This is a genomic window from Deinococcus seoulensis (assembly GCF_014648115.1).
GTDB classification, from domain to species: Bacteria; Deinococcota; Deinococci; order Deinococcales; family Deinococcaceae; genus Deinococcus; species Deinococcus seoulensis.
Map to the genome: position 1 here is coordinate 83,643 of NZ_BMQM01000015.1, position 16,719 is coordinate 100,361.

21 protein-coding genes are annotated in these 16,719 nt (G+C 67.5%); 13 read left to right on the top strand and 8 right to left on the bottom strand.

What is annotated here, in order from left to right:
• Window positions 1-9: 9 nt before the first annotated feature.
• The 8 genes from IEY70_RS11850 to IEY70_RS11885 are packed head-to-tail and all read left to right on the top strand — an operon-like array spanning window position 10 to window position 8,245.
• On the top strand, window positions 10-963 hold the full coding sequence (locus IEY70_RS11850) for an ABC transporter permease (RefSeq protein WP_189065234.1): 954 nt from the start codon (window positions 10-12) through the stop codon (window positions 961-963).
• On the top strand, window positions 956-1,834 hold the full coding sequence (gene opp4C, locus IEY70_RS11855) for an oligopeptide ABC transporter permease (protein WP_189065235.1): 879 nt from the start codon (window positions 956-958) through the stop codon (window positions 1,832-1,834). Before IEY70_RS11850 ends, opp4C begins: the two co-directional genes overlap by 8 nt.
• Window positions 1,835-1,850: 16 nt before the next feature.
• Window positions 1,851-2,930, top strand: coding sequence for a ketopantoate reductase family protein (locus IEY70_RS11860; protein ID WP_189065236.1), 1,080 nt, complete (start codon window positions 1,851-1,853; stop codon window positions 2,928-2,930).
• Window positions 2,927-4,057 (top strand): Gfo/Idh/MocA family protein, encoded by a 1,131-nt coding sequence (locus IEY70_RS11865; protein WP_189065237.1) that lies wholly within the window; start codon window positions 2,927-2,929, stop codon window positions 4,055-4,057. The genes IEY70_RS11860 and IEY70_RS11865 overlap by 4 nt, the downstream gene beginning before the upstream one ends.
• On the top strand, window positions 4,054-5,682 hold the full coding sequence (locus IEY70_RS11870; RefSeq protein ID WP_229777882.1) for a DUF885 family protein: 1,629 nt from the start codon (window positions 4,054-4,056) through the stop codon (window positions 5,680-5,682). Before IEY70_RS11865 ends, IEY70_RS11870 begins: the two co-directional genes overlap by 4 nt.
• The gene (locus tag IEY70_RS11875; RefSeq protein WP_229777883.1) at window positions 5,679-6,362 is read left to right on the top strand and encodes an RraA family protein; all 684 of its coding nucleotides are present in this window, start codon (window positions 5,679-5,681) and stop codon (window positions 6,360-6,362) included. The genes IEY70_RS11870 and IEY70_RS11875 overlap by 4 nt, the downstream gene beginning before the upstream one ends.
• 1 nt (window position 6,363) lies before the next feature.
• On the top strand, window positions 6,364-7,152 hold the full coding sequence (locus IEY70_RS11880) for an SDR family oxidoreductase (RefSeq protein WP_189065239.1): 789 nt from the start codon (window positions 6,364-6,366) through the stop codon (window positions 7,150-7,152).
• Between the two features lie 19 nt (window positions 7,153-7,171).
• Entirely contained in the window at window positions 7,172-8,245 is a 1,074-nt protein-coding gene (locus IEY70_RS11885) for an aminopeptidase (protein WP_189065240.1), read from the top strand.
• A 130-nt stretch (window positions 8,246-8,375) separates the two neighbouring features.
• Here the strand turns inward: IEY70_RS11885 and IEY70_RS11890 are convergent, their stop codons facing one another.
• A complete protein-coding gene (locus IEY70_RS11890) occupies window positions 8,376-8,816 on the bottom strand; it encodes a VWA domain-containing protein (protein ID WP_189065241.1) in 441 nt (146 codons plus the stop codon).
• Between the two features lie 120 nt (window positions 8,817-8,936).
• Entirely contained in the window at window positions 8,937-9,182 is a 246-nt protein-coding gene (locus IEY70_RS11895; RefSeq protein WP_189065256.1) for a hypothetical protein, read from the bottom strand.
• A gap of 54 nt (window positions 9,183-9,236) precedes the next feature.
• Here IEY70_RS11895 and IEY70_RS11900 point away from each other — a divergent pair, with 54 nt between their 5' ends.
• Both IEY70_RS11900 and IEY70_RS11905 read left to right on the top strand, forming a co-directional pair.
• Window positions 9,237-9,521: a transposase family protein gene (locus tag IEY70_RS11900; protein ID WP_189065242.1), complete on the top strand. Its 285-nt coding sequence runs from the start codon at window positions 9,237-9,239 to the stop codon at window positions 9,519-9,521.
• A complete protein-coding gene (locus IEY70_RS11905) occupies window positions 9,522-10,349 on the top strand; it encodes an ISAs1 family transposase (protein ID WP_189065243.1) in 828 nt (275 codons plus the stop codon). It begins immediately after the preceding gene.
• Here IEY70_RS11905 and IEY70_RS11910 read toward each other — a convergent pair.
• Both IEY70_RS11910 and IEY70_RS11915 read right to left on the bottom strand, forming a co-directional pair.
• Window positions 10,316-10,744 (bottom strand): hypothetical protein, encoded by a 429-nt coding sequence (locus IEY70_RS11910; protein WP_189065244.1) that lies wholly within the window; start codon window positions 10,742-10,744, stop codon window positions 10,316-10,318. The genes IEY70_RS11905 and IEY70_RS11910 overlap by 34 nt on opposite strands.
• Entirely contained in the window at window positions 10,741-11,193 is a 453-nt protein-coding gene (locus IEY70_RS11915; protein WP_189065245.1) for a hypothetical protein, read from the bottom strand. Before IEY70_RS11915 ends, IEY70_RS11910 begins: the two co-directional genes overlap by 4 nt.
• Window positions 11,194-11,245: 52 nt before the next feature.
• On the opposite strand from IEY70_RS11915, the gene IEY70_RS11920 reads away from it, so the two are divergent.
• Window positions 11,246-11,692, top strand: a complete 447-nt coding sequence (locus tag IEY70_RS11920; RefSeq protein WP_229777885.1) for a DUF6884 domain-containing protein — start codon at window positions 11,246-11,248, stop codon at window positions 11,690-11,692.
• Window positions 11,693-11,699: 7 nt separating this feature from the next.
• On the opposite strand, the gene IEY70_RS11925 is transcribed toward IEY70_RS11920, so the two are convergent.
• The 3 genes from IEY70_RS11925 to IEY70_RS21055 all read right to left on the bottom strand — a co-directional run bounded on the left by IEY70_RS11925 (window position 11,700) and on the right by IEY70_RS21055 (window position 14,592).
• On the bottom strand, window positions 11,700-11,927 hold the full coding sequence (locus IEY70_RS11925; RefSeq protein ID WP_189065246.1) for a hypothetical protein: 228 nt from the start codon (window positions 11,925-11,927) through the stop codon (window positions 11,700-11,702).
• 266 nt (window positions 11,928-12,193) lie between these two features.
• A complete protein-coding gene (locus IEY70_RS11930) occupies window positions 12,194-12,847 on the bottom strand; it encodes an imm11 family protein (protein ID WP_189065247.1) in 654 nt (217 codons plus the stop codon).
• The gene (locus IEY70_RS21055; protein ID WP_229777886.1) at window positions 12,844-14,592 is read right to left on the bottom strand and encodes an eCIS core domain-containing protein; all 1,749 of its coding nucleotides are present in this window, start codon (window positions 14,590-14,592) and stop codon (window positions 12,844-12,846) included. Before IEY70_RS21055 ends, IEY70_RS11930 begins: the two co-directional genes overlap by 4 nt.
• A gap of 273 nt (window positions 14,593-14,865) precedes the next feature.
• Here IEY70_RS21055 and IEY70_RS11940 point away from each other — a divergent pair, with 273 nt between their 5' ends.
• Entirely contained in the window at window positions 14,866-15,702 is an 837-nt protein-coding gene (locus IEY70_RS11940; RefSeq protein WP_189065248.1) for an alpha/beta fold hydrolase, read from the top strand.
• 239 nt (window positions 15,703-15,941) lie between these two features.
• Here the strand turns inward: IEY70_RS11940 and IEY70_RS11945 are convergent, their stop codons facing one another.
• Window positions 15,942-16,274: a Hint domain-containing protein gene (locus IEY70_RS11945; protein WP_189065249.1), complete on the bottom strand. Its 333-nt coding sequence runs from the start codon at window positions 16,272-16,274 to the stop codon at window positions 15,942-15,944.
• 199 nt (window positions 16,275-16,473) lie between these two features.
• On the opposite strand from IEY70_RS11945, the gene IEY70_RS11950 reads away from it, so the two are divergent.
• Window positions 16,474-16,716: a hypothetical protein gene (locus tag IEY70_RS11950; RefSeq protein WP_189065250.1), complete on the top strand. Its 243-nt coding sequence runs from the start codon at window positions 16,474-16,476 to the stop codon at window positions 16,714-16,716.
• Window positions 16,717-16,719: the final 3 nt, after the last annotated feature.

The window sequence follows — 16,719 nt, forward strand, 5'->3', positions numbered from 1 at the left end:
GAGGTCCGAATGAACGCTGCCCACCTTCTGAAACGACTGCTCGGAACGCTGCCCCTGCTGCTCGGCGTGTCGCTGCTGCTGTTCGGGGTGCTGCACCTCGCACCCGGCGGTCCGCTGGACGTGTACGCCGACAACCCCTCGGTGAGTCCCGAGGCGCTCGCGCAGATGCGCGTCGCCTTCGGACTCGATCAGCCCCTGCCAGTGCAGTACGTATCGTGGGTCACGGCGTTCTTCACTGGCGAGTGGGGCTACTCCATCCGCACTGCCCGGCCCGTTTCGCAGGAGATTCTCGAGCGGCTCGGCCCGACCCTGATCCTGGGCGGCACCAGCTTCGTGCTGTCCCTGCTCATCGCCCTGCCCCTTGGGATCGTGAGCGCCGTACGCCGTTACAGCGGCGTGGACTACCTCATCACCTTCCTGTCCTTCCTGGGAGTGAGCATGCCGGTGTTCTGGCTGGCGCTGATGCTGCAGCTGCTCTTCGCCGTGCAGTGGCGCGTGCTGCCCTCGGCCGGTATCCAGACCATCGGGAGCAACTCGGTGCTGGATCTGCTGCACCACCTGATCCTGCCCGCGTTCATCCTGGCCTTCGCGTCCGTGGCCGGCTGGAGCCGCTACATGCGCTCGAGCATGGTCGAGGTGCTTGGGCAGGACTATGTCCGCACCGCCCGCGCCAAGGGCCTGACCGCAGGGCGGGTCGTGTACCGCCACGCCCTGCGCAACGCGCTCATCCCGATCATCACGGTCGTGGCGCTCGACTTCGCGACCATCCTGTCAGGCGCGGTGATCACCGAGACCATCTTCGCCTGGCCCGGCATCGGGCGCCTCTTCATCGAGAGCATGAACGGCCGCGACTACCCGGTCCTGATGGCCCTGATGATGGCCGGTTCGTTCGCCCTGGTCATCAGCAATCTCCTCGCCGACCTGGCCTACGCCGCCGTCGACCCCCGGATCCGCTATGAGTAATCCCGCCCTGCCTGCCCGCACTCCCCTGGCCGACAGCCCCTGGCGCCTGTTCCTGCGCCGCTTCCTGCGCCACCGCCTGGCTGTGACGGGCCTCGTGGTGCTGTGCCTGCTCGGCCTGCTGGCGCTGTTCGCGCCGCAGATCGCTCCCTACAGCTTCGACGAGCAGGACCTCACCATCATGGGGGAGCCACAGCCGCCCAGCCCGGCGCACCTGATGGGCACCGACCAGCTCGGCCGTGACGCCTTCACCCGTGTCCTGTACGGCGCGCGGGTATCGCTGGCCGTCGGTCTGGCCAGCGCGCTGCTCGCCACGCTGCTCGGCACCCTGATCGGCGCGCTCGCCGGGTACTACCGCGGCGTGATTGACAACCTCCTGATGCGCCTGACCGACATGGTCCTGTGCATTCCGCTGCTGCCACTGGTGATCCTGCTCTCGGGCATGCTGCGTCCCACCGTGCCGCTGCTGGTCGGGATCATCGGCGTGCTGGGCTGGATGGGGACGGCCCGCCTGGTTCGCGGGCAGTTCCTGAGCCTGCGCGAACGCGAGTTCGTGGAAGCCTCCCGCGCCCTGGGCGGCAGCAACAACCGCATCATGTTCCGCCACATGCTCCCCAACGCACTCGGGCCGATCATCGTCGCGACCACCCTCGCGGTGGGCAGCGGAATCATGCTCGAGTCCGCCCTGTCCTTCCTGGGTCTGGGCGTCCAGCCTCCCACGCCCACCTGGGGCAACCTCCTGAACTACGCCAGCCAGTGGCTGCAGAACGCTCCGTGGCTGGCAGTCTTCCCCGGCTTGATGATCCTGATCACAGTCCTGGCCGTGAATTTTCTCGGGGATGGACTGCGCGACGCGCTTGATCCCCGCCCCTGATCCATAAGGAGAACCCATGAAGATCACGATTGTTGGCGCGGGCGCCATCGGCGGACTCGCCGGCGCCTGGATGACGCAGGCCGGTCATGACGTGACCCTCGTCGACCGCTGGGCCGAGCACATCGACGCCCTGAAACAACATGGTCTGCGCGTGGACGGCGTGCGTGGCGAACGGCACTTTACCGTGAAGGCCCTGCACCCCCACGAACTGCAGGGCCCGCTGGAAGCCGTGCTGATCGCCACGAAATCCCAGCATGCCGTCGAGGCCCTGGAGAGCGTCCTCCCGCACTTCGGGCCGGAGACGTTCGTGGTGTCCTTCCAGAACGGCTTCAACGAACCCGACCTGATCGCGCGCCTGCAGGCTGCCGGGCTGGGCGGCGCCGAGCGCGTGATGGGCTCGATCCCCAACTACGGCGGCGCGCTCGTCGATCCTGGCTATATCGAGTTCGTGCACGAGGGGCCGATCCAGCTGGGCGAGATGACCGGTGAGCGCACGCCGCGCCTGACGGAACTCGCCGCGGCGCTCGGCGCGCTGACCGAGGTGCAACTCAGCGACAATATCTGGGGACAGATCTGGGCCAAGGAAGTCTACAGCGCCCAGGTGGTCTTCAGCGCCCTGGCCGACGCGCCGGTCACCGAGACGCTCGGTGTGGAACGTTACGCCCGGGTGGCGGGCGCCGTCGTCCGTGAGGCGCTGGAGATCGCCGAGGCGAACGGCATCACCGTCGAGGCCTTCGACTTTTTCGACCCTGCCAACTACAAACCGCGCACGCCCGACGAGACCCGCAAGTTGCTCGACAACATCCAGCACGCCATCTGGCTACTGAAAAAAGACCAGAAACCCGCCACGCACCAGTTCAAGAAAAAAGGCTCGGGCATCTGGTGGGACATCGTGTACCGCAACCGCCCCTCCGAGGTGCGGTCCTCGAACGGCAAACTGGTCGCCTACGCCGAGCAGGCCGGAGCGGACTCGCGCCTGAACGCGAAACTCTGCGAGATGATCTACGAGATCGAGGACGGCCAGCGCCCGCTGGGCTTCCAGAACTTCGAGGAACTCGAGGGGTACGTCCAGAGTCTCGGCAAGGCGCTGCCATGAGCGGCCCGCGACTCGGGGTCGGCGTGATCGGCGCGCACGCCTGGGCGGAATCCGCCCACCTGCCCGGCTATCACGCCTATGACCGCGCGCGACTCGTGGCGATCTGCGACACCGTCGAAGAGCGCGCCCGAGCCATGGCCGAGAAGTTCGGCATTGAGCGGGTGTATACCGATCACCGCGAGATGCTGCGCGACCCGGACGTGCAGATGGTGGACGTCTGCACGCCCACCGACACGCACCTGCCCCTGAGCCTGGACGCTATCCGCGCGGGCAAGCACGTGCTCTCCGAAAAACCCCTCGCGCACGACGCGGCCGACGCGTTCATGGCGGCCCGCGAGGCCGAACGGGCGGGCGTGCGCACCAAGCTGGGGTTCACGTTCCGCTACTCCCCGGCCATCCGGCAGATTCAGGCCTGGATCAAAGACGGCACGCTCGGCGAGATCTTCCACGTGCACGGCCTGGAGCAGAACTCGCAGTTCCTCGACCCGAACTTTCCGCTGCGGCAGGTTCCGCAGGGTGCGGACTTCGGTACCCTGATCCCGTCCTCCATCGTCGGGTACGGCTCGCACCTGATCGACCTGGTGCGCTGGTGCGCCGGGGAGTACTCGCAGGTGATCGGGAGCATGCACAACTTCATTCCGGAACGCGTCGTGCGTGGGTACGAAGGCATGCAGCGCATCCAGGTGGAGGACGGCACGGTCGCACTCGTCGAATTCGAGAGTGGCGCGCAGGGCATGCTGCAGACCTCCTACATCGCGGTCGGGAACTACCCGGGCGTGGAACTGCGGGTGTACGGCAGCCGCGGCGCGGCCGTCGCGCGTCTCGTTGAGGAAAACGGCGTGGCTGAGACGCTGCGCTTCGCGACGCCGGACGCCGTGGAATTCCAGGAGGTCAAACTCCCGGAAAGTGCCCTGCCGCCCGGAACGACCCTGCACACGCCCTGGCCGGAACTGTATTACCGCAACCTCGTGCGGCACTTCGTGGACGAGATCCTCGACGGCACACCCGCCGAATGCACCTTCTACGACGGCGCGAAGAGTCAGGAGGCCGTGAACGCCATCGTGCAGTCTCACCGCGAGCGCCGCTGGGTGTCGCTCCCGCTGTACCCGCAGGAGGCGCGGGCGTGACCGACGTGCACGACCAGGCCCGGGCGTACCTGCGTGCCCATGCCCAGCTGCGCCCGGTCGACGCCACCTTCATGGGCCTGCCCGGTCACGACCACCAACTGCCTCCCGCCGGGCCGGACGCGGTTCATGCCGAGCTCGCCACGCTGGAAGCCCTTCAGGCGGACCTGGCGCACCTTCAGGTGCCGCAGACGGCCGCCGGGCGCATCGACGCGCAGCTGCTCACGGCGCAGCTCACCACCGCGCTGGCCGAGGGGAGGCGCGCGCCGCGGCAGCACAGCCCTGCGTGGTACACCGGTGAGGCTGCGTTCGGCGTGATCTCCCTGCTGCTGCCCGGACATCTGGACGACCCGGACGTCACCCGCGACGCGCTGCGCGTGCGACTGGAGGCAATTCCCGCGTTTTTGGCGCAGGCCCGCGCGCACCTGCAGGGCCGCGCCCGCCCCGATGACGTGGCGGAGCGGGCGCGGCGTGAGGCGCGCGCCGCCGCGCACCTGCTCACCTCCGGGCTGCCGCGGCACCCCCTCTGGGACGACACACTGCGCCTCCCGGCAGGCCGCGCCGCCCGCGCATTGCAGGCGTACGCTGAGGACCTGAGCGGCCCGGACGCACCCGTGGCCTGCGGCGAGACGCACCTCGACCTGCTGATGCGCGTCACGCACGCCCTGCCGTTCGGGCCGCGCGAGGCGCTGGAACGCGCCACCGAGGCGTTCGCGCGTCTCACCACGCAGCTCGAGACACAGGCCCGGCGCCTGCCGGGCGGCCTGCACTGGACCGAACACCTCGCGCGGCTGGAGACACAGGTTCCGGACGCCGACCCGGCGCGCCTGCTGGGCACCTACCGCGACCTGCATGAGCGGGCACTGGACGCCGCCCGCCCGCTGATGACGCCCGCCGACGAGTACGGCCTGGACTTCACCTTCCTGCCCGAGTGGGCGGAGGGCAGCGGCGACCTGTACTTCCTGTTCTACCGCTCGCCTGCACCTCTGCGCCCTGGCAGCGGCAGCCGCTACTGGGTCACGCCGCCCGGGCCGAACCCGGCGGACCTGCGCGCCCACAACTGCGCGTTCGTGAAACTCGTTCACGCCGTGCACCACGGCAGTATCGGGCACCACACGCACAACGCCCGCGCCCGTCAGGCCGACTCGGTGCTGGCCCGGGTGGCCGGCACCGACTGCGCCTCCGGCATCGCCCTGCTCGGGGCGGGCACCATGGTCGAAGGCTGGGCCTGCTACGCCGAAGATCTGCTCGCCGAAATCCCCGGCTTCTACACGCCCGCCGAGGAACTGCTGCTCACGCAGTTCGAGCGCCGCAACGCCGCCTCCTGCATCGTGGATCTCAAGCTCCACCTCGGCGAGTGGACCCTCGAACAGGCCCGCACCTTCTACCGCGATGAAGCGCATTTCGCGCCCGCCCGGATCTGGGCCGAAACCACCCGTAACGCCCTGTTCCCAGCCAGCCGCCTGATGTACTGGCTCGGTACCGAGACCATCAAGGCCCTGCGCGCCGAACTCGCCCTGCCGCCCCGCCTCTTTCACGACGCCCTGCTCGCCCACGGGCACGCGCCCGCCACGGTCGTGGCCGACGAACTGCGCGCCAAGCAAACACAAGGAGCCCTGAACCTATGACCCTCACCGCCGACCACAAACTCGCCCTGCGCGAACGTTTCATGACTGTTGACACCGCCAACGTCGCGGACGTCCTCGACGAACTCGGCCTGCCCGACTGCGGGCTGTCCAGCGACCTGTGGCCCATCAAGACGCGCCTCGAGAAGATGGGCGGCTGGGCGTACACCATCCGCGGCCAGATGACCCCGTACCCTGGCACCGGCGATCCGAAAAAGATGGAAGCCGTCAGCGGCCTCACCCCCGGACACCTGAGTGTCTGGAGCGGCGGCGGCGCGCAGGGCGTGTGTTTCTTCGGCGAACTCATCGCCCGCGGCATGCAGTACCGCGGCTGCGTGGGCGCCCTCGTCGACGGTGGCATCCGCGACATCGAGTGGCTCGACCGCATGAATTTCCCCGTGTACACCCGCTACCGCACGCCCGTGCAGTCGATCGGCCGCTGGGAAGTCAACGCCTGGCAGGTCGAGGTGTACCTCCCGGGCGCCACCGCCGCGCGCGTGCGCGTCCGGCCCGACGACTTCATCCTCGCAGACGTGGACGGCGCCATCCTGATCCCGCAGGAGGTGGCCGAGGAGGTCCTCACGCGCGCCGAGGCGCTCACCGAGAAGGAACGCCTGATCCGCGCGGACCTCGAGAACGGCGCCACCCTGCCCGACGTACTCGCCAAGTACGGACACGTCTGAGATGGATCTCGGCCTCAAAGATCAACCTGCCGTCGTCCTCGCCGCCAGCGCGGGCCTCGGCTTCGCGACCGCCCACGCTCTGGCACGCGAGGGCGCCCGAGTGGCCCTGTGCGCCCGCACGCTGGAGCGTGCCCAGGCGGCCGCGCGCCGCATCGAACAGGACACCGGCGTGCCCACGCTGGGCTACGCCGCCGACGTGGCCGACGCTGAGAGCCTGACGACCTTCATTGACGCGGCCGCCCGGGACCTCGGGGGGATTCGCATTCTCGTCTGCAACGCCGGAGGGCCCCCGCCGGGGAACTTCACGGCCCTCGGGGAAGCGCAGTGGCACGCGGCGTACCAGCTCACGCTGATGAGCGTGGTCCGCAGCGTCACGGCCGCCCTGCCACACCTGCGCGCCGGGGGCGGCGGCCGCATCCTGGCCCTGCTCAGCAGCAGCGTCAAACGCCCCCTGGACAACCTGACCCTGTCCAACGCACTGCGCCCCGCCGTGTACGGCCTGTGCAAATCCCTGAGTGTCGAACTCGGCCCGGACAACATCCAGGTCAACGGCCTGGCACCCGGCCGGGTGCTCACCGAACGTATCCAGCAGCTCGATGAGGCCGCAGCCTCCCGGCGCGGCACCAGCTGGCAGGCCGTGCGGGAGGCGTCCGAACGCGAGGTGCCGATGGGCCGACTCGGCACGCCCGACGAGTTCGGCCGGGTCGCCGCGTTCCTGTGTTCACCCGCCGCGCAGTACGTCAACGGCAGCGCCCTGCTCGTCGACGGTGGCGCCGTCACCGCGCTGTGAGGCACCCCAGGAGGCACCCATGACCTACGATCCCGAACGGCACGCCACCCTGCTCGCCGACTACTGCGTCAGCGTCCGCCCTGGCGACCGCGTACTCGTGGCCGGCAGCACCCTGGCCCTCCCCCTCATCGAGGCGCTGCACCGCACGCTGCTTGAGCGGGGCGCGCGCCCCGTCCTGCGCCTGAGCTACCCCACGCAGACCGAAGACGTACAGCGCCTCGCCTCCGACGAGGTGCTCAGCACGCTGCACCCGGTCGAGATCGACGACGCCCGGGCGCTCGACGCCTCCATCCGCATCCTCACGCCCACCCCGCCCGTCCCGGATATCGATGTGGCCCGCGCGGCTCGCTGGCGCGCCGCGCAGTCCCCGGTTGCCATGAGCACCCTGCACTCCCGCTGGAACCTCACGCTGTACCCCACGGCGTTCGGCGCGCAGGCCGCCGGGATGACCCTGGAAGCGTACGAAGCGTTCGTGGCCCGCGCGATGTTCCTCGACGCCCCGGACCCCGTGCAGAAATGGGGCGAAATCCGCGACTTCCAGGCCGGGCTGATCGAACGCCTCGCCGCAACGGACGACGTCCACCTGCAGGCGGACGGCACGGACCTGCACCTCAGCGTGCGCGGGCGGACCTGGAGCAACAGCGACGCCAAACGCAACATGCCCTCTGGCGAGGTGTTCACGGCGCCGCTGGAACGCAGCGCGAACGGGACCGTGCACTTCGACCTGCCCACCCTGTACGGAGGCCGCGTCGTACGCGGCATCGACCTCGTGTTCCGGGACGGCGAGGTCGTCGAGGCGCACGCCGAGGAAGGGGAGGACGTCCTGCGGGCCGCGCTCGCCACGGACGACGGCGCCCGCTTCCTGGGTGAACTCGGCATCGGCACGAACTTCGGCATCCAGCAGCCCAGCATGAACATCCTCTTCGACGAGAAGATCGGCGGGACGGTGCACCTGGCCGTGGGGCAGGCCTACGCGGAAAATGGCGGGAAGAACCGCAGCGCCGTGCACTGGGACATGATCCGCGACCTGCGCCTGGGCGGTATCCTGAGCCTGGACGGCGAGCCCTTCCTGGTCGGCGGTCGCTTCGTTTGAGGGCCAGTCCAGGAGCCCGGGGGTCAGGAAGCAGAAGAACGCCACGAAGGCAGGCGATCTGTCTGTGATGAAGGGGCGACGTGGTGCAGAGTCGCCAAGGACAAGAGTTTCCAGGCGGGACGGGATGTCCTTAAATACCCCGTGCACCACAGCCCCGACTGAATGTAGAGCGCGAAGAATGCTGTTCTTCGCGCCTGTGGCTTTCCTCACCGCACAACATCCGACCGGCGTGCAGGGCGGTACCGCCGGTGGCGCGCAGTCTGCTCAGGTGCCCCTGCAGGGTCCGGGCGTCCCCGACGGGCTGCAGGGGCGCGTGCAGGACGGGGCCGCCCGAGAACGTAACGAGCGCGGCGCGGTCATCCTGGCCGAGCCGGGTGAGGAGTCCGCTGGCGGCGGCGCGGGCCATCTCCAGCGGGAAGCCCCCCATACTGCCGCTGGTGTCGATGACCAGGGTGAGGTCCAGGGGCGCCGGGCCAGGCGTGGCGGCGGGCGTCACCGTGATCAGGAGGTCCGTGACTGTGGGCGTGGCCGGGACGGGGCGGGCGGGAGTGACCTCGAAGGTGATGTTCATGGGCCGAGTGTCGACCCGGCCAGCGGGTTTCTCTGAACGAAACAGAGGTGATCATGGCCGATGATGCGGTCCAACCTCGGTGGGACCGCGCTGAAGGGTGGTGCGCCGGTCGATTCTGTTTCAGCGTCCCTGGACGTTGAGGAGCGCCTCCGGGTAGGCCGCAGCGGCCAGGGCGATCAACTCGTACTCCACCGCCGCCAGACTCCCGATCATCCCCGACGGTCCACGCAGGCCGTCCCGCCAGGGAATCAGCGACATCGACACCGGCATCTGCAGCTTCGGGGGCTCCAGCGTCTCGAACAGCGCCGCCGCCCAGCGGTGGTACTTCCCCGGTGCGCGGCCCGGCTTGAACGCCTCCCCCAGCACGGCGTCAGGCTTTTATCTTGACTCGGGTCCAACAAAACGGGCTGATTGGAAGTTGTGAGACCACCCATCAGCCCGCTCCCATTTCTAACCCAAATTCCAGACTGGCGTGCCCCTACCCGCATCCATTACCCATGGGACGCCCTCTGGACCGTCATTCTCACTGGCCTCCTCGCCGGACCACCCAACATCCTCGCCCTCACCCAGTGGCTTGCCGGACACCGCGAGGTGCTGTGCCAGCACCTCGGCCTCAATCGCCTCCCCCAGCAAGCCATGATCTACCGCTTCTTCTGGTCGCTGGACCAGCATCTTCCCGAACTGCAACGCGCCCTGCTGGATTGAGTGAAGGCTCAACATCCCACGGCGCATGACCGCCTGGTCATCCTTGCCGGTGACGGCAAAGTCCTGAAAGGAAGCGCTCGAGAGGGCCGTTCGGCCCTCTCGTTCCTATCGGTCTTCTTCCATGAGCTGGCGCTGACCGTCGCGCAGGTTGATCAAGCAGGGCGTCATGAAGCCAAAGGGATGCAGGATCTGCTCCCCACCCTCACAACCCTCTTCGGGAACGGGTGGCTCATGACGTTGGACGCCGCCTACACCGAGCGGGAACTCACCACTCGAATCGACGAGGCAGGCGGAGCCTACCTCGTCCCACTCAAGAACAACACCCGCTCGCTCAAGGAATGGGCGATGTTCGCGTTCACGTACCCGGCGCACGATCACGTCGTGAACGTCGAGCGGCGCAGCGGGGAGATCTGGGAGCGGCGTACGTCGGTGATCACCGGCGAGCAGGTCCCAGAGGAGATCAAGGAAGGGCTGTGTGGTGTGCAGACGTTGATCCGCCGTGAACATCAGGTGACGCGCCGCGATGGCACACAACGGGTTGAGGTGCGGTATGCCGTCAGCAGCCGGCTGCTGACGGCTCAGGAAGCGGAGCGCATCTGGCGTGGTCACTGGGGTATTGAGAATCGAAGCCACCATTGCCGGGATGTCGTGCTGCACGAGGATGCGTGTCGGTTGCGCCGGGGAGCACAGGGACGGGCGATGCTCAATGGCGTGATTGTGGCGCTACTCAACGGACAGACCCGTCAGATCACGGCGCTGGTGCGTCGCCTGACCATTGATCCGTTGCTCGCTCTTCAACTCCTGATTCCTGAACTCGCGTCAAGATAAAAGCCTGGCACGGCGTGGCTGAGCTCGCCAATGTGGTACGCCTTGTTGTACCCCCAGCGCCCGAACTTGTCGTGGTTCGAGGCGATCCGGATGAGGTTGGCACTCACCGGGTTCGTGACGCCCTTCTTCTCCGCCTTGCCGATGTACCGGGGCGTCAGGTCGTTCCCTTCCCCGGTGTGCATGACGTACAGGAAGCCCTGCCAGGTATCGTCCTCGAGACCCTCCGTGACCATCCCGATCATCGCTGCGTCGAAGCTGGAGTGACGGGTCAGGGTCAGTCGATTCTTCTCCTTGCCACGCAGGTGCGTGTTCACGCTCAGGCCATCCCCGGCCGTCTCGAAGAGCGGGGTCAGGTGCTGCTCCTGCTGGGCCAGCCATTCGGGCAGGTGGATCATCGCTGGACTCCTTCACGGTTGAGCAGCGCCGGACTGGTGTCCTGCGCCAGGCTGATCAGCTGCGCTTCCACGGCACCGACGGTGACGGGGAAGCCGGGGATGGGCGGCCCCTGCATGGCCGTCACGGGCACGACGTACAGGTCGAGGTCGTGCTGGAAGTGGGCCCGCCAGGCGTCCGCACGGGACGTGGGCTCCAGCAGGCTTCGCAGGTGACCCTTCCAGCGGCTCACGGGCTGAGCGGCGCGGCCGACGTAGATCGGCATCGTGGGGGCGTCCCGGCGGACGAGGATGTAGACACTCTCCTCAGGATTGGGCAGGGCGGCCCGCAGACGCGTCAAGATTTGCGGCGTCTCGATCGGGCCGCCGTCGTGCAGGGCGACGCGGTGGGCGTCATGGGAGGTGAGCCAGTTCAGGAGCAGGGTTCGTTTCTGGTCGAGATCGTCGGGCACGGCGTCATGGTAGGTGGCGGCGGGGCAGAACGCGGGTCAAACTGACCGGAACATGCGAACACTGGTGGTGGTGCCGTGCGGGGCGAAGAAGATCTGGGCGGAGGAGCCGTCGCTCGGGGCGGTGCGGGCGGCAGACGCGTACGTGGGCGTGCCGTTCCGGGTGAACCGGGCGTACGCCGAGGTGGTGGGAGACGCATGGGTGATCCTGAGTGCCAGGTACGGCTTCCTGGCGCCGGACGACCTGCTGGAGGGGCCGTACGAGGTGACGTTCAAGCGGAAGAAGACGAGCCCGGTGGCGGTGGAGACGCTGCGGCGACAGGTGATCGAGCGGGACCTGGCGTCGTTCGACCGGGTGATCGGGCTGGGCGGCGTGGAGTACCGCGCAGCGCTGGCGGAGGCGTTCCGCGATCACGCCGACGTGACATTCCCGTTTGCGGGGCTGGCGCTGGGCTACAGCCTGCAGGCGACCAAGGCGGCAACTGCAGCGGCCGAAAAGTAGCGCTCCCTCAGCGGAGAGCGCCCCGGATGATCTCGTCGAAGCGTCCGCGGTTCTGACGGTCCCGGAGGGTGCTCCAGAAGTTGCGGACGAGCAGTCGCAGATCCCGGCGGAGCCATTCCATCTTCTCGTCGTCGATCACGTCCCGGTTCATGCTGCGGGCCATCCCGGCCGCGCGCTCCAGCTCCTGCTCACCTACTTCCTTGCTGGACTGGTAGAGATCCATCAGGATGCCCATAGCTACCCCGACGACTTGTAACTTGTAGGTACTGGTCAGGTGCTGCCGTGCTGTCCTCAGAGCCGTTCATGCAGGTCCTGAACCGTCTGATCCCAGGTGGCCTGCGAGGTCGGCGCTGGCAGCCCATGGCGTGCCGCCAGCCAGCTGACCACCGTGTGGGCTTCCCAGAGATGCCCGGGCTTCTCGCCCCCATCCTCGTACCGTCCGTCCATCGAGCGCAACCAGTCCCGCTCCCGGGTCACCGCCTCAAGCAGCAGTCGGAGCGGTCAGTAGTAGGGGCTATCCGAGAAGCTGACGCCCCGGATGCCAGCGGCCTCAAGCGCGGCTCGCCCTGCGGCTGAGACCAGCAGGTGCGTGCGGGCCGCTCTGAGGCGAAACAGAGGTGGCACGCCCGCTGCAGGGATCGTCAGGACAGCTTTTTCTAACCCCGTCACGCTCCCTGTGCGCTCGTTGTGGCTGCTGTAGCGTGAGTGCTCCAAGTCCAGGATGTCCAGATGCTCCAGCACTTGGATCAGGACGTACTGATCAGTGGTTCGACCCACTGGATAGTCGGGCTCGCCGCCGCTGGACTCAACGTCATCCTTGATTCGCGTCGCCAGGGCCCGGTGGGTGAAGTCCCCGACGCTCTGCAGGGTTTCAAGCAGTTTCCTGGACACCAGCGGCAGCTGAGGGCGCATGATCGGCATGTCGGTCTCGAGCAGCGTCGGAAAGAAGCCGGTGAGCTCCACGGGCTCAGTCACCTGGAAGGGCTCTGCCGTATTCAGCCAGAAGCGTAGGTCTTCTTCCAACTCCTCGCGACCGTACATCGTGGTGTACTCGGCGCGGATTGGGTTGTTGTCGACGGGGTTTACCTCGCTGCCATTCAGGTCAGGATGGAGCCGGTCCAGGTCAGGGAGCAGGAAGAAGAATTCACCGCTCACGCCTGATCACCCACTCTTTGATCTATGCCCACGCCGGCCAGCACGTTCGATTTAGTCTCATCGTCCCAGCGCGTCGGTGCCCCCCCGTCCTTGAACAACTTCCTCAAACCGTCTTCCAGCTTGCGCATTTCTTGCATCAACACATCCTCAGGGATCCGAGTCCCATAGTCGCCCTTGAGGGTGTCGTACAGGGCATCAAGGCGCCTTTCGACGATGGCGTCGTACTTCTGGTGACTGCCGAAGTGCCCCACGATCTCCTGGACACTCTGGCGAACGTCGGCCCGGCCGGGCATCTCGAGCAGGTTGGAGGCGCGGTCCAGGTCGTACCCCTTGGCCATGGCCAGCTGCATCAGGGGATGACTGCGGACCAGGTTGTCCGGGATCAGGTGATGCAGCTGGTACCCGTCACGGACCGCCCGGCCCATCGCCGCCTTGAAGTTCCTCTTCATGGCGGAGGCGACGCTGATCCGGTCGCTGACATTGGGATCGGCGACCTGCACCTTGCCCTTCTCGTCGATGGTGAGCACGACGAACTGATCGTCGTCCGCTTTCTTGCGAACGATCCGTTTCTTGCCGTTCTCCATGGTGCGGTAGAAGTAGCCGTCCGGGAGTTTGGCGGGCGGGGCCTTATCGAGCAGTCCCCGGACGGCGTTCCAGTTCTTCGCGTTCATCGCTGTCTGCAGCGCTTTGGAGATCACTTCGCCACTGGTGGGGGCCGCCGCGGTCATCCGTGTAGGGCTACTCAGTGACGGGAGGGGCGCTGGCGTGCGCACGCTGCCTGGCCGTGCTGGGCTGGGCAGCGACGGCCCGTACCCTGCGCCGGCCAGTGCGGGTCTGGGCCCACCGCCTCCCATCCGCTGCAGGGCGTCGTCCACCTTAGCGGTGAAGTCGTCGAACATCTTCACGACACCGCCGCCACCCTTGAGGGCTTTCAGGGCGGCTCCGGCGCCCTTGCCGAGTGCGAACTCGCCGATCAGCTGGCCGACGAAGTGTCCCAGCGCGGCGCCCTGCTGCGCGGCCGTCTGCTTGAGCCAGTTCTGCCCGGCGGTCAGGGCGCCCATCCCGAGTGCCTGCGCGACGGCTTTCCATTCCTGCAGCGTGTCCATGGTGCGGAGCCAGGCGACCGCTTTCCGCGTGAGTTCAGGGAGTTGCTGCGCGATGACGGGCAGGTTCTTGATGAGCTCCCAGACGTCCACGAGGGCCTGCTTGGCGCCCTCGAACATGGCACCGGGGATGGGTTTCCAGAAGTTGACGTCCCTGAACTTGAAGGCCGGCTGGCCCGGAGCGGCCTGGCGCTGCACGAGGAGGCCGCTGCCGGTGTGACGGGGCACCGCAGCCACGGCTGGCAACGCGGGCCTGTTCTTCACCGGCCTCTTCGCCAGTCGGGCGCCCATGGTCCGGGCCTCGCTTTCCAGTCCGGCGTCCGGGTCGATGCCGGTCCCGACCCGACCCTGGGACTGCTGGACGGTATGTGTGACCTCGTGTGCGAGCAGTTCCAGGCCGCTCTGCGTGTTCGGATTGAAGCGCCCCGCCTGGAAGAAGATGTCCGTACCCGTCGTGAACGCGATGGCATTCACGCCCTTGGCCAGCTTGTCCGCTTCCGCGTCATCGTGAATCCGAACGCGGCTCAGGTCATGGTTCAGGCCCTGTTCCAGGTGACGCTGGATAGCTTCCGGGAGTGGGTTCCCAGCCCCCCTGCGTGCCTGGATGCGGGCCAGCACCGGCTGCGTCGCCTCGGCGTCCAACTCCGCGAGTTGTCGCTGGAGCGTTCAACAACTGTAACGGTACTGTATATGAGGCTGGGGAAATCGCCACGTCAAAAACTGTCCGAATCATTGGTAGTCAGGCCCAGGACGGTCACGCCATCGGTCGGCCGCGCCCACGCCCCCGGACGGACGCCACCGGCTGGTGCCGCGCCGTCCACCTTCTGCCGCCCACGAGCGCCCCGCCGGGCAAGACCCAAGAGGCCTTGGGGCAACCGGGTGCCGGGCTCTACCGCACGCCCCGACAGTGGGAGGATGACTGCATCCACACCCGCCCCCCGGCCCCCGTCCCAGGACGCTTCCGCACCTGCGCTCTTCCACGTCCGGCGCGGCCAGGGCAAGCCGCTGCTGCTCATCCACGGGCTGGGCAGTTCCTGGCAGACGTGGGCGCCGATCCTGCCCGGACTGGAAGCGCAGCGTGAGGTGATCGCCGTCGACCTGCCCGGCTTCGGCCACACGCCCCCGTTGCCCGGCGAGGTGAGTATCGCCACGCTCGCCGACGCGGTGACCGAGTTCCTGACGCGGGAGAACCTCCTGGGCATCGATGCCGTGGGCACCTCGATGGGGGCCCGGCTGGTGCTGGAACTCGCGCGGCGTGGGGGCGTCCTGGGCGCGGTGGTGTCGCTCGATCCCGGCGGGTTCTGGCAGGGCTGGGAACGGGCCTTCTTCTACAGCACGGTGGCGGCGTCCATCAAACTGATCCGCGCGCTCCAGCCGGTCATGCCCGCCCTGACGGCGTCGCCCGTCACCCGCAGCGCCCTGTTCGCCCAGTTCTCCTCGCATCCGTGGGCGCTGAGTCCGGAACTCACCCTGACCGAGATGAGGAGTTTCGCGGCCTCGCCGTCCACGGATGAACTGCTGCGGAACCTCGCGTATGGCGAGGCGCAGCAGGGCCTGCCCCGGGGCCGGCTGGCGCGCCCGCTGGTGATCGGCTGGGGGCGCTGGGACCGGGTGTGCCTGCCGGTCCAGGCGTCGAGGGCTAAGGAGCTGTTTCCCGACGCCCGGCTGCATTGGTTCGACCACAGCGGCCACTTCCCGCACTGGGACATGCCTGCCCAGACGCTGCGCGTGATCCTGGACACCACCGCCTGACCCGGCCCCGGCCCGCGCCCGCGCCGTGCCAGCATCAGCGGGTGCTGCGCTGCTCGCCCCTGCTCCTGGCCCTGCTGGGCACCACGCACGCCGCTCCCGCCCCTCTGGTCGGCGTGGCCTCGGTATCGACGGCGACACGCTGGAGATCCGGGGCGTGCGCGTCCGGCTGTACGGCATCGATGCGCCGGAGTCCTCCCTGATGCGCTGACCCGGTACTCGGCCTTTCGGCCGACCGCTAATCACAGACGGTTGAACATCTCGCGCGTCTGCTCAACGGTGGTGACGTTGGCGACCAATCCGGTGGTGCCGTCGGCCTGCTTGATCTTATCGCCGATCTTCAGGTGCCCCGCGCCCACCCAGTTCCGGCTGAGGTCGCCATGACCTTCCGGCGCGGGCCTGGGCTGGGGATCGGCTGGCTGCGCGACGAAGAAGGGATGCTCGGGGGTGGTCTCAACGAACTCCAGCCTGTTCTTTTGATCTGGATCGGTCAGCGTCAGGTACGTGACCGCCTGATCCTTCGTGCCGTGCGTGATGACATCCGTGATCGGGTAATCACCGCCCCGCCAGCCCAACGCACACCAGGTGCAGGCACACGGCAGCGAACGAATGGTGACGCGCCTCGGCGTGAGGTGTTAGCCCAAAGAATGCACGTACCAGACGGCTCTATCCTCACCTGCTTCTCGCGCAAACAACACCGCGACTCCTTCCAGGTCTTCCTAGATCTCTTCCTCGACCCTTCCGGCTATTCCCGTTCTACTCACAGGGCCGTCGGTGACCCCTCGCCGCTTCCTCAACCACACGGACTGGGATCTTTGTACGCCCTGCCATTTTCTGCACCAGAATGCATTCCAGCGCTTCAGTGACACCTGGAAACACGCCCCACAGCGTTGCGATGCGCTTTACCTGAAATCAGGAATACCTGAAATCGGCTTTTCAGGTATTCCTGATTTCGGTTATCTGACATCTTTCAGTTTTAGAAAAGGACGTCCAGCACGGCTTCTGACCTCAGAATGAGGG

What these genes read in the sequence shown, in the direction of transcription:
- IEY70_RS11850 (WP_189065234.1), top strand. Translation starts at nt 10, where the DNA reads ATGAACGCTGCCCACCTTCTGAAACGACTGCTCGGAACGCTGCCCCTG.
- opp4C (WP_189065235.1), top strand. Translation starts at nt 956, where the DNA reads ATGAGTAATCCCGCCCTGCCTGCCCGCACTCCCCTGGCCGACAGCCCC.
- IEY70_RS11860 (WP_189065236.1), top strand. Translation starts at nt 1,851, where the DNA reads ATGAAGATCACGATTGTTGGCGCGGGCGCCATCGGCGGACTCGCCGGC.
- IEY70_RS11865 (WP_189065237.1), top strand. Translation starts at nt 2,927, where the DNA reads ATGAGCGGCCCGCGACTCGGGGTCGGCGTGATCGGCGCGCACGCCTGG.
- IEY70_RS11875 (WP_229777883.1), top strand. Translation starts at nt 5,679, where the DNA reads ATGACCCTCACCGCCGACCACAAACTCGCCCTGCGCGAACGTTTCATG.
- IEY70_RS11880 (WP_189065239.1), top strand. Translation starts at nt 6,364, where the DNA reads ATGGATCTCGGCCTCAAAGATCAACCTGCCGTCGTCCTCGCCGCCAGC.
- IEY70_RS11885 (WP_189065240.1), top strand. Translation starts at nt 7,172, where the DNA reads ATGACCTACGATCCCGAACGGCACGCCACCCTGCTCGCCGACTACTGC.
- IEY70_RS11890 (WP_189065241.1), bottom strand. Translation starts at nt 8,816, where the DNA reads ATGAACATCACCTTCGAGGTCACTCCCGCCCGCCCCGTCCCGGCCACG.
- IEY70_RS11910 (WP_189065244.1), bottom strand. Translation starts at nt 10,744, where the DNA reads ATGATCCACCTGCCCGAATGGCTGGCCCAGCAGGAGCAGCACCTGACC.
- IEY70_RS11920 (WP_229777885.1), top strand. Translation starts at nt 11,246, where the DNA reads ATGCGAACACTGGTGGTGGTGCCGTGCGGGGCGAAGAAGATCTGGGCG.
- IEY70_RS11925 (WP_189065246.1), bottom strand. Translation starts at nt 11,927, where the DNA reads ATGGGCATCCTGATGGATCTCTACCAGTCCAGCAAGGAAGTAGGTGAG.
- IEY70_RS11940 (WP_189065248.1), top strand. Translation starts at nt 14,866, where the DNA reads ATGACTGCATCCACACCCGCCCCCCGGCCCCCGTCCCAGGACGCTTCC.